The sequence below is a fragment of the Kitasatospora sp. NPDC056138 genome, assembly GCF_042264695.1.
In the GTDB taxonomy this organism is placed as follows: Bacteria; Actinomycetota; Actinomycetes; order Streptomycetales; family Streptomycetaceae; genus Kitasatospora.
Genome location: NZ_JBHJVK010000012.1, coordinates 19,777 through 30,057, shown reverse-complemented (window position 1 = coordinate 30,057; position 10,281 = coordinate 19,777). Strand labels below are relative to the sequence as shown.

The 10,281-nt window shown below is 72.7% G+C and carries 9 protein-coding genes and 1 tRNA gene; 6 read left to right on the top strand and 4 right to left on the bottom strand.

Going from position 1 to position 10,281, the window contains the following annotated elements; genetic code table 11:
• Positions 1-300 precede the first annotated feature (300 nt).
• The gene (locus ACFC1R_RS11015; protein WP_375936139.1) at positions 301-1,677 is read right to left on the bottom strand and encodes a Cys-Gln thioester bond-forming surface protein; all 1,377 of its coding nucleotides are present in this window, start codon (positions 1,675-1,677) and stop codon (positions 301-303) included.
• Positions 1,678-2,003: 326 nt separating this feature from the next.
• Positions 2,004-2,615 carry a single-stranded DNA-binding protein gene (locus ACFC1R_RS11010; protein ID WP_375936136.1) on the bottom strand — a complete coding sequence of 204 codons (612 nt, stop codon included), beginning with the start codon at positions 2,613-2,615 and terminating at the stop codon, positions 2,004-2,006.
• Positions 2,616-3,207: 592 nt separating this feature from the next.
• Here ACFC1R_RS11010 and ACFC1R_RS11005 point away from each other — a divergent pair.
• Positions 3,208-3,280: transfer RNA gene (locus tag ACFC1R_RS11005), tRNA-Arg, on the top strand.
• Positions 3,281-3,387: 107 nt separating this feature from the next.
• On the opposite strand, the gene ACFC1R_RS11000 is transcribed toward ACFC1R_RS11005, so the two are convergent.
• Positions 3,388-4,026 carry a TetR/AcrR family transcriptional regulator gene (locus ACFC1R_RS11000; RefSeq protein WP_375936133.1) on the bottom strand — a complete coding sequence of 213 codons (639 nt, stop codon included), beginning with the start codon at positions 4,024-4,026 and terminating at the stop codon, positions 3,388-3,390.
• 102 nt (positions 4,027-4,128) lie between these two features.
• Between ACFC1R_RS11000 and ACFC1R_RS10995 the strand changes: the two genes are divergently transcribed.
• From ACFC1R_RS10995 to ACFC1R_RS10985, 3 genes are all read left to right on the top strand, one after another.
• A complete protein-coding gene (locus ACFC1R_RS10995; protein ID WP_375936406.1) occupies positions 4,129-4,698 on the top strand; it encodes a GNAT family N-acetyltransferase in 570 nt (189 codons plus the stop codon).
• A gap of 173 nt (positions 4,699-4,871) precedes the next feature.
• Positions 4,872-5,291, top strand: coding sequence for a RidA family protein (locus tag ACFC1R_RS10990; RefSeq protein WP_375936130.1), 420 nt, complete (start codon positions 4,872-4,874; stop codon positions 5,289-5,291).
• Positions 5,288-6,181, top strand: a complete 894-nt coding sequence (locus ACFC1R_RS10985; protein ID WP_375936127.1) for an enoyl-CoA hydratase/isomerase family protein — start codon at positions 5,288-5,290, stop codon at positions 6,179-6,181. The genes ACFC1R_RS10990 and ACFC1R_RS10985 overlap by 4 nt, the downstream gene beginning before the upstream one ends.
• Before the next feature lie 154 nt (positions 6,182-6,335).
• Here ACFC1R_RS10985 and ACFC1R_RS10980 read toward each other — a convergent pair whose 3' ends face one another.
• Positions 6,336-7,589, bottom strand: coding sequence for an acyl-CoA dehydrogenase family protein (locus ACFC1R_RS10980; RefSeq protein ID WP_375936124.1), 1,254 nt, complete (start codon positions 7,587-7,589; stop codon positions 6,336-6,338).
• 254 nt (positions 7,590-7,843) lie between these two features.
• On the opposite strand from ACFC1R_RS10980, the gene ACFC1R_RS10975 reads away from it, so the two are divergent.
• Entirely contained in the window at positions 7,844-8,518 is a 675-nt protein-coding gene (locus tag ACFC1R_RS10975; RefSeq protein ID WP_375936121.1) for a TetR family transcriptional regulator, read from the top strand.
• Between the two features lie 99 nt (positions 8,519-8,617).
• Complete coding sequence (locus ACFC1R_RS10970; protein ID WP_375936118.1) at positions 8,618-10,132, top strand: cellulase family glycosylhydrolase; 1,515 nt, start codon at positions 8,618-8,620, stop codon at positions 10,130-10,132.
• The last annotated feature ends 149 nt before the right edge of the window (positions 10,133-10,281 follow it).

The window sequence follows — 10,281 nt, the reverse complement described above, 5'->3', positions numbered from 1 at the left end:
GGTCACCACCTGTACCCGCTGACGCGCCGGGGGCGGGGGGGGGGGGGGGCCCGCCCCGCCCCCCCCCCCCCCCCCCCCCCCCCCCCCGCCGCCCCCCGCCCGGGCCCCCCCCCCCGCCCTGGGGGGCGCCCGGGACCGGGGGCCCTCGGTGCTTCGGCGCCGCACCTTCACTGCGTCGGTGTCTGCGCGCCTCGGCTCACCGGCCCTGACCACCAGCCCCGGTTCACCGGTCTCGGTTCACCGGTCGGGCCAGGTGTTCAGTCGGGCCAGGCGTTCAGTCGGGCCAGGCGTTCGACCGGGTCAGGCCGAGGTGCGTCCGTGACGGCCACGGCGACGCAGGGCGAAGACCGCTCCGCCACCGGCGACCAGCAGCGCACCGGCGATGCCGGCCAGCCACGGGGTCTCACTGCCGCCACCGGTGAAGGCCAGGCCACCACCGGTCGAACCGCCGGTCGAGCTGCCGGTCGAACCGCCGGTGGACGAGCTCGGGGTGGAGCTGGGGGTGGCGCTCGGGGTGGAGCTCGGCGTGGTGGTGCCGGTGTCGGTCTTGCAGTTCAGGACACCCTGGATGTCCTGCTTGAAGCCGTTCGGGCCGGTGACGGTGAAGTGGTACGGCTTGTCCTCCTCGACCTTGACCGGAACGCTGGTGGTGCCGCCCGGCTTCACCGTGTAGGTCTTGTTGTTGAGCGTGAAGGTGTAGTCCTGGTCACCGTTGTTGGCGGCGGTGACGACCACCGCGCCCTGGACGCAGTCCACCTTGCTGGTGACGGCCGGGATCGGGCCGGCCGGGGCCCAGTTGACCGAGACGCCGGCGGTGACCGGGACGGCCTCGGAGCCCGCCAGGATCAGGGTCTGGCTGTGCACGTTGTCGGCGTTGACACCGGTGAAGGCGCGGCCGATGGAGACCTGGGCCGAGGTGCTGGCCTTGATCGTCGCCGTGCCGTGGGCGCCGCCCCCCGGAGCCTTGGCGTAGATCTCGTCGCCGGACTTGGCGCTCGTGATCGCCTTGCCGTTCTTGTCGGTGACCGTGAGGCCGGCCTTGGTGCCGTCCGAGTCCACGGCGAGGTCCACCGAGGAACCGTTGGTGGTGACGGTGATCGGGCCCAGCAGCGCGCCGCTCTTACCCGAGACGGAGGTCGGCGCGAGGCTGAGGGTGGGCTTGGGCTCCTCCAGCTTCACCGCCTTGCCGATCAGGTAGTCGGTCAGCTGCTTCGCCTCGCCGTCCTGCGGAACGGCGTTCGCACCGTCGGAGAAGTGCCAGATCGCCGCCTGGGTACCGGCTGCGGCGTCATCCTCCGTCAGGCCCTGGATGCCCGTGTCCTTCACCAGCTGGGCAGCGCTGACCTGGGGGTAGGAGTTCTGGAGGATCCAGCGGATCTTGCCCGCCTGCTCGGGCTTGCCCGCCAGGGAGCTCGACTCCCAGCCGGTCTCCTGGTAGGTCGCCCCGCGCTGGGTCGGGTTGTGCAGGTCGATGCAGTAGGTGTCGAGGGTCTGGTGGTCACCGGTCTTCAGCTGGATGATCCCGCCCTCGACCATCTTGCCGTCGACCTTGACGGCCTCCCCGCGCTTGAGCCCGTCCATCAGAACGGCCTTGGTGCCCGAGGTGTTCGCGTCTGCCGTGACAGCCGCACCTGCCGCGGTGACGCCTGCGCTCAGTGCCACGCTCGACGCGAGCATGACAGCGCCTATGCGGGAGACAGTCCGCCCCTGCTTGTGGAACATGAAAGATCCCTCCGGGCTGGGTCGTGCCGATGGCAGCCCGCCTTGCAAAGCGACGCGCCCTGTGGCGCCGCTGCACTTGTGTGAACCAGAGGCATCCTATTGACCCGCTGAGCCCCGCAAACCTCCATGCGAAACCAGGACAGTTCCGTATCTGTATCGTTATCAAGGGGCATATAGTTGACCGAACTTGACGGAGAAGCAGTTTCCGATCGTCAATCAACGCTCTCTACCCGAACCACACCTCTCCCGCCAGGAGCGTCCCGCCCCGGCGGCGGGCGAGGTCAGGTCGCACCAGCCGTCACAGCAGCACCACCAGCCCCCACTTCGCCGGACACTTCGGCCTCCTCGGCCACCGCAGCCGCACCGGCCCGCTCCGCGTCAGACGGCTCCACCACCGCGCCGGCCGTGCCGGAGCGACCGGAACCACCGGCCTCGACCGCCGCGACGATCCAGTCCGGCACGGGGAGCGCCTCGCGGACCGGCCGCCCCGCGACCTGCCCCGCGACGTGTTCCGTGACCTGCTCCGACCTGGCCTGCACCGCCCAGCGGAACGCCGAAGTCCCGCGCCCGAGATCGTGACCCACCACCCTGGCGTCGATCTCCACGGCGGAGCGCCGCCTGTCCTCCTCGCCCCACTCCCGGATCCGCAGCCGGCCGCTCACCACGACCGGATCCCCCTTGCTCACCGAGCTCACCACGTTGGCCGCCAGCCGGCGCCACGCCACCACGGTGATCCAACTGGTCTCGCCGTCCACCCAGTCGCCGGTGGCCCGGTCGAATCGGCGCTCGGTGGCCGCCATCCGAAAGTTGGCGACCGGGACGCCGGCCGACGTTTCCGCATAGCTCACGGTCGACGCGACATTGCCGACCATCGTCACCAGGGTCTCGTTCACGCAACACCCTCCGTTCGCCAGGAATTACCGAGCGGAATCGCCATCCCGACGAGAGGGTGCCCGGAGCGGGAAATTCCCGCCAGCCCCCGGGAAATCCTGTGGATAACCGGGCCCTGTGGATAACCCGGGTAACTCTCCGGAGTGAATCGAAGACGGAAAAGAACCGCAGTCCGACATCCAGGCAACGAGGCCATGACAAGTCAGGACCGGCCACGGGCGGGCGTCCGAGCCCCGAACGGGTGGCCAGTACAGCCGCTCGACCTTGTCATCCGACCGAACGAACCCATATCTGCCCCCCTCCGGACAGGACAGACCCGGATTCTCCGCACCAAATCCATAACGGGTGAGGCTTCAGCCCCGTAACGACTGCACAACGTCCGGCGCCAGAACGCGCCAGAGCGCTGCAGACACAGCCTCCACCTGCGATTATCGGACCGCTCCACCGGGCCCGACACACCCGAGGCGGTGCCCTAAGACTCGGCGGAGTATCCGGAGACCCTTATCCTGTCCCGGAACAGCCGGTCGCCACCGTGCACCCACCGGCAGACTCCAAACCGGCCGAAGCCCCACCGGGCTGACTCCACCCTGTAACGCCCCCATAGCTCAGCGGATAGAGCACCCGCCTTCTAAGCGGTAGGTCGCAGGTTCGAATCCTGCTGGGGGCACCGCACTCCGCCCGTCGGCCCGGCCCGGCCGGTCCACCGCGACCGGCGCCCGGCCCGCCCGTCGTGACCGGTACCCGGTCGGCCGCCCGGCCGGCACCGAGACCGGTTCAGGCCGAACGCAGCGCCTCCAGGTAGGTGTCCAGCAGGACCGTCTGGCGCTCGGGCGAGAACTCCTGCGGAGCGAGCAACGCCTGCACCACCAGCCCCAGCACATAGCTCTGCGCCGACGCCGCCAGTTCGGCCGCCGTTCGGTCTCCGGGCAGCGCGCCCGCCCGCTGGGCGGCGGCGACCAGCCCGGCGATCCGCTCGCGCGAGCGCCGGTAGCGCTCGGCGTGCTCGGCGGCCAGCTCGGGATCGGCCAGCGCCACGTCCCAGGAACCGACCCAGATCCGGTTCCCGGCCCTGCTCTCCGGCGTCAGCGGCAGGATGTCCAGCAGGACGGCCCGCAGCATCTTCAACGCCGAAGCCCCCGTCTCCAGTGCCGGAGCCTCCGCCCGTGCAGCTGCCGCCACGGCCGCCGCCGGACGGGGGCGCTCCTCCGACCGGCGCTCCAGCACGTCCAGGGCATACGCCACCAGGGCCCGCTTGTTCGGGAAGTAGTGCGTGAGCAGCCCGGTGGTGGCCTGCATCTCGGCGGCCACCGCACGCAGCGTCAGCCCGCCGAAACCCCGCTCGGCCAGAACCCGCCACACTGCCTCGGAGACCTCGATGCGTCGGGCGTCATGGTCTCCACGGGCAGGCGTCATGGACGTCATGGTACCTACCAAACGTTTGTTATGTACCCTCTCTGCCTGGGTACCGCTCAGTTCGGTACCACCCTGCTCCCGAAGCACGCCCAGGAGGCCCACGTGTACGCGATACCGCTCGCCGACGACGCCGAGCTGCGCCCGCTCGAACCCTGGCAGGCCGCCGAGTTCCTGGCCCACATCGACCGGGCCCGCCCGAACACCGATCCGTGGATCCCGTGGGCGTCCCGGTCGACCGACCTCGCCTCGGCCCGGGCCACGCTGCAGGGGTACGCGGACAAGCAGGCTGCCGACGCGGGCCGGATCTTCGGAATCTGGCAGGCGGGCACACTGGTCGGCGGCGTGATGTTCGTGCACTTCGACGCCGGCTCGGGCAACTGCGAGATCGGCGTCTGGGCGGAGGCGGCCGGCGAAGGCCGCGGCCTGATCAGCGCGGCCGTCCGGCACCTGATCGACTACGCGTTCGTCGAGCGCGGGATGCACCGCGTCGAGTGGTGGAACAGCAGCCGCAACACCCGCAGCCGGGCGGTCGCCCAGCGGATGGGCATGCGCCTGGACGGTGTGCTGCGCGAGTACTTCCCGCACAACGGGGTCCGGCACGACAAGGAGATCTGGTCGATCCTGGCCCACGAGTGGTCCAAGGAGCAGGGGCCGGGCGCCCCGGCGGCCTGACCCTGCGGCGCGCTCCGGCGGCCTGACCCTGCGACGTGCCCCGGTGGCCTGACCCTGCGACGTGCCCCGGTGGCCGGCGCGGCAGCCGCCGGGGCACGTCGAAAACCGGATGACGGCCCCGGGCTCCCCCGGTCATGATTCAGTGGCCGATCCCCGATCCGAGGAGTGCGTCGATGGCCCAGCACCGCACCGTTCCGACGCTCTTCCCACCGCCGGGCTACGCGCACACCGCCGTGGTGGAGGCGGGCGAACGGCTGGTGTTCCTGGCCGGCTCGGTGCCGCTGGACGCCGACGGCGGGCTGGTCGGCCCCGGCGACTTCGCGGCGCAGACACGGCAGGTGCTGGCCAACCTGGAGACGGCCCTGGAGGCCGCGGGCAGCAGCCTGCCGCAGGTGGTCGCCAGCACGGTCTACGTGGTGGCCGACGAACCGGCCCGGCTCTCCGAGGTCTGGGACGTGGTGAACTCCTCGGGGCTCGCCGAGGGCCCGCACACCTCGACGCTGCTCGGTGTGGCCTGCCTCGGCTACACCGGGCAGTTGGTGGAGATCACAGCCACCGCCGTGGCCGCCGGGGCGCCCGCTGTGGAAGGGTGAGCGCCGACCCGATGACCCCGGAGGCCGCCTTGCCCCAGCACGACCCGAGCACCGTCGCTCCGCCGGCCGCCACCACCACCTCCGGCAACGGTTCGCCCGCCGCGCGCACCCCCATCGACACCGGGGTGGACGGCCTGCGCGCGTACGTCGAGGAGGGCGGCGTGGCGGTCCTGGTACTGGACCGCCCGGAGCGGCGGAACGCCGTGACGCTGGCGATGTGGCAGGGGCTGCCCGGGGTCCTGGAGCGGCTCGCGGCGCTGCCAGCCGTGCGGGCGCTGCTGCTGACCGGCGCGGGCGGCACCTTCAGTGCGGGCGCCGACATCGCCGAACTGGCCGAGGTGTACGCCACCGCGGACCGGGCCGACGCCTACCACGCGGTGAACGTCGCGGCGGAGGAGGCACTGGCTGCCTTCCCCCACCCGACGATCGCCGTGGTGCACGGCTACTGCGTCGGCGGGGGCTGCCAGTTGGCGGTCGCCTGCGACCTGCGGTTCGCCGCCGAGGGGGCCAGGCTGGGCATCACCCCGGCCAAGCTCGGCGTGGTCTATCCGGCCGTGCCGACGCACCGCCTGGCCAGTCTGGTCGGACCGGCCCGCGCCAAGTACCTGCTGTTCTCAGGGGAGTTGGTCACCGCCGCACGGGCCGAGCGCTTCGGCCTGCTGGACGAGGTGCTGCCGGACGGCGAACTCGACTCCCGGGCCATGGAGTTCGGCCGCCTGCTGGCCCGCCGGTCGCCGCAGACCATCGGCGCGGCGAAAGCCGTGCTGGCCACCGCCACCCTGGCCGACGCCCGGGTCGCGGCAGCTCCGTGGGAACGCGAGTCCCGCCAGGCGCCGGACGTACGCGAGGGGCTGGCCGCCTTCCTGGAACGGCGTGAGCCCCGGTTCTGAGCCTGCCGAGCCCTGCCCGGGGTCACCCCCGGACGGGGCTCGACCCGGCTCCGCTCCACCTGTCCGCCCGTCCGTCCGACTGCCTGACCATCCGGCTGACCGCCCGCCCGACGGACGGGCGGACCGACGGGAACGATCCCGGCCGGGGCGCCCGTCAGCGGATCGGCAGACCGGAGATGCTGCGGGCGATCACCAGGCGCTGGATCTCGCTGGTGCCCTCGAAGACGGAGTAGATCGCGCTGTCCCGGTGCATCCGCTCGACCGGGTACTCCCGGGTGTAGCCGTTGCCGCCGAGGATCTGCATCGCCTGCGCCGTCACCCACTTCGCGGTCTCGCCCGCGTACAGCTTGGACATCGAGCCCTCGGCCGAGGTGAACGGCTGGTTGTTGGCGGCCATCCAGGAGGCCCGCCAGACCAGCAGCCGGGCCGCGTCGATCCGGGTCTTCATGTCGGCGAGGGTGAAGGCCACACCCTGGTTGTCGATGATCGGGCGGCCGAACTGCACCCGGGTCTTCGCGTAGTCGAGCGCCACCTCGTACGCGGCGCGGGCGATGCCGATCGCCTGCGCACCGACCGCCGGGCGGGAGGCCTCGAAGGTCGCCATCGCCGCGTTCGTGCCCTTGGCCCGGCTTCCCGGGCCGGCGGCGGCCGCGCCGCCCTGCACCGCCTGTTCCCGGGCCCGGGCCAGCCGGGCGTCGAGCTTCTCCTTTCCGCCCAGCAGGCAGTGGCCCGGCACCCGGACACCGTCCAGGACGACCTCGGCGGTGTGCGAGGCGCGGATGCCGTGCTTCTTGAACTTCTGCCCCTGGGAGAGGCCCGGCGTCGCGGGCGGGACCACGAAGGAGGCCTGCCCGCGCGCACCGAGCGCGGGGTCCACGGTCGCCACCACCACGTGGACGGCGGCAATACCACCGTTGGTGGCCCAGGTCTTGGTGCCGTTGAGCACCCACTCGTCCTTGGCCTGGTCGTACACGGCCCGGGTGCGCAGCGCGGAGACGTCCGATCCGGCATCGGGTTCGGAGGAGCAGAAGGCGGCCACCTTGACATCGTCCGGGGTGCCGAACATCTGCGGTGCCCAGGTGCCGATCTGCTCGTCGGTGCCGTTGGCCAGGACGGCGACGGCGGCGAGCGTCGTCCCGACGATGGCGAGCCCGAGTCCGGCGTCGCCCCAGAACAACTCCTCCATCGCGATGGGGATTCCGACGCCCGAGGGGTCGAAGTACTGCTGGGCGTAGAAGTCCGGGGTGTAGATGCCGATCCTGGCCGCTTCCTGGATGATCGGCCACGGGGTCTCCTCCCGCTCGTCCCACTCGGCGGCGGCCGGTCGCATCACGTCGGCGGCGAAGCCGTGCAGCCAGTCGCGGACGGCGAGTTGGTCCTCGCCCGGGTCGAGGGAGAAGGTGCTCATGTTTCCAGCCTCCGGTCGGAAGTACCTGGCGGGTGCCGCCCGGCCGACGCCCGGCGGACGGGGCGATCCACGCCACCGCGGGTGTTACCCCCGGTAACACTGCCGGAGTCTGCTACTCATTGGTAACGCGTGTCAACGCCTTCGCGCCCCGCCGGCCGTCGAACCCGCCCCGCCCAGCCGCCGAAACCGCCCCACCCGGCACCGCCCGACACGCCGAGCCCACCCGCCGACACACCGCACCCAGGAGCCAGTACGTGCCGACCGACGCCACCTCGCCGACCGGGGAGCCCCGCCGCGAGCAGCTGCTCAACGCCGCCGACCGGGTCGTCCAGCGCGACGGTCCGGGCGCCAGCATGAACGCCATCGCCGCCGAGGCCGGCATCACCAAGCCCATCCTGTACCGGCACTTCGGCGACCGGAACGGGCTGATCGGCGCGCTGACCGAGCGGCACACCTCCGGGCTGCTGGCCGCCGTCAGGGCGGCACTCAACGAGCCGCTGGAGCGCCGCGACCGGGTCGAACACGTCCTGGACACCTACCTCGCCGCGATCGAGGCCCGGCCGCAGGTGTACCGGCTGCTGACCCACCCCGAGCCCGGCGACCCGACCGGGGCCGGCAACGCCCTGGCACCCGCACTCCGGCAGATCGCCGACGAGATCAGCAAGGCCGTGGAGATCCAGGTCGACCTCGGCGCGGACGGCCCGCTGCTCTCCGAGACCTGGGGCCGGGCGATCACCGGCATGGTGCTGGCGGCCGGGGACTGGTGGCTCGAACAGCGGCCCTGCCCCCGCTCGCGAATGGTGCAGGCCCTGGCCGACCTGCTCTGGGGCCGGCTGGCGGCCGCCGCGACGCTGCCCCTGGCGGTCGTCCAGTCCGCGGTCGCCACCCGGCCCCCGACGGAGACTCCGGGCACCGGTCCGACCGGCTGACCTGCCGCGGAGGAACATGAGCACTCCTCACCTCTTGTGCGGCCCCGGGCCGTGGGGCATCATCGGCGCTCACCACTCCTCCTCCGCCCGAGGTGCCCCGTGCGTGTTTGCCGAACCGCCGCAGCACTCACCCTCGCCACCGCCGCCGTCCTCGGTACGACCGCCGCCGTGCCCGACCCGGCCGCCCCTACCGCCGCTTCGGCGGCCACCGCCCCGTCCGGCGTCCCCGCCGGCACCACCACGTCCCGCTTCCCCACCGGCACCGCCACGGCCGTCGACGGCCGCACCGTGCTGACCGACCCGGGCGGCCGGACGCTCCAGCTGCGCGGTTTCAACGTGGACAAGTACGACGAGACCACCGAGGGCGACCTCAAGTCCATTGCCGCACACGGTTTCACGCTGATCCGGGTGGCCGTCTCCTGGACCCGGCTGGAACCCGCCCGGGGCTCCTACGACGGGGCCGAGCTGACCAAGCTGCACCACCTGCTCGACTGGGCCGAGAAGTACGGGCTGCTGGCCGTCGTCGACTTCCACCAGGACGTGTACGGGCCGAAGTTCGGCGGCGGGGACCGCGGCATCCCGGTCTGGGCCACCCGCGACGACGGGCTGCCGTTCACGCCCGACCCCGACGACTGGTTCGCCGGGTACTTCCAGCCCGCCGTACAGGCCGCCTTCCGGCACCTGTACGACGATCCCGACCTGCGGCGGTGGCAGACCGACTTCTACACCCGGGTCGCCCGCGAACTCGGCGTTCACCGTTCCCTGCTGGGCTACGACCTGTTCAACGAGCCGTTCGGCCCGGTCGACGGCGACCCGAGCGACCCGGCCGTCCTGGCGGCGTCCGCCGCCGAGCTGGAGCAGGGGCGGCTCGCCGGGATGTACCGGCGGCTGATCTCGGCGATCCGCCGGGTCGACGCCCGCTCGTGGCTGTTCGTGGAGCCGACGGTCCTGGTCGGCCAGGGCGTGCCGACCCGGCTCCCGGCCTTCTCGGACCCGCGCGGCGGCGCTCCGCGCCTGGGCTACGCCCCGCACTTCTACGACACCGCCGTGGAGGCGGGCCGGGACTGGGACCCGTCCGACGGCTTCATCGAGAACTACACCGCCGCCGTCACCGCCTACCCCCGGGCCGACCGCCTTCCCGTCCTGGTCGGCGAGTGGGGACCGCCCGACGCCCGCACCCCCGGCAACACGGAGCTGGTGCGGCGCCAGGTCGCCGCGATGACGGGCTTCGCCGACGCCTGGACGATGTGGTACTGGTGCCGGGGCGACGGCGGCTACTGCGCCCTGGGCCCGGACGGCCGGCCCGCCCCGGGCAACGGGCCCGCCTTCGGACCCTACGCGGCCGCCCTCGCCGGACTCCCCGTCACCGAGTCCTACCAGGACGGGGTCTACCGCCTCACCTTCACCGCGGGCCGCACGGGCGCCACCGGCGCGGGCTGGACCGACGTGGTGCTCCCCGCCGGGAGCTTCCCCGGCCGGGCCCGGGTGAGCGTCAGCGGCGCCCGCGCCACGGCGGTGGTGGTCGAGCAGCCGGGCACCGGGCGGTCCGGACTGGCCAGGATCCTGCTGCCACGCACCGCGCCGGACACCCGGATCACCCTCGTCATCAGCTGAGCCGTCGGCTGCACCGGCGCCGTGCCGCCCCTCGCAGGCCATCGGAGCCTCCGCCCCACACCGTCGACCGCACCGTCAGCCGGGCCGCCACCCGCACCTCCGCCCACGCCGCCGCCCGAGCCGCCATCCGCACCGTCGACCGGGCCGCC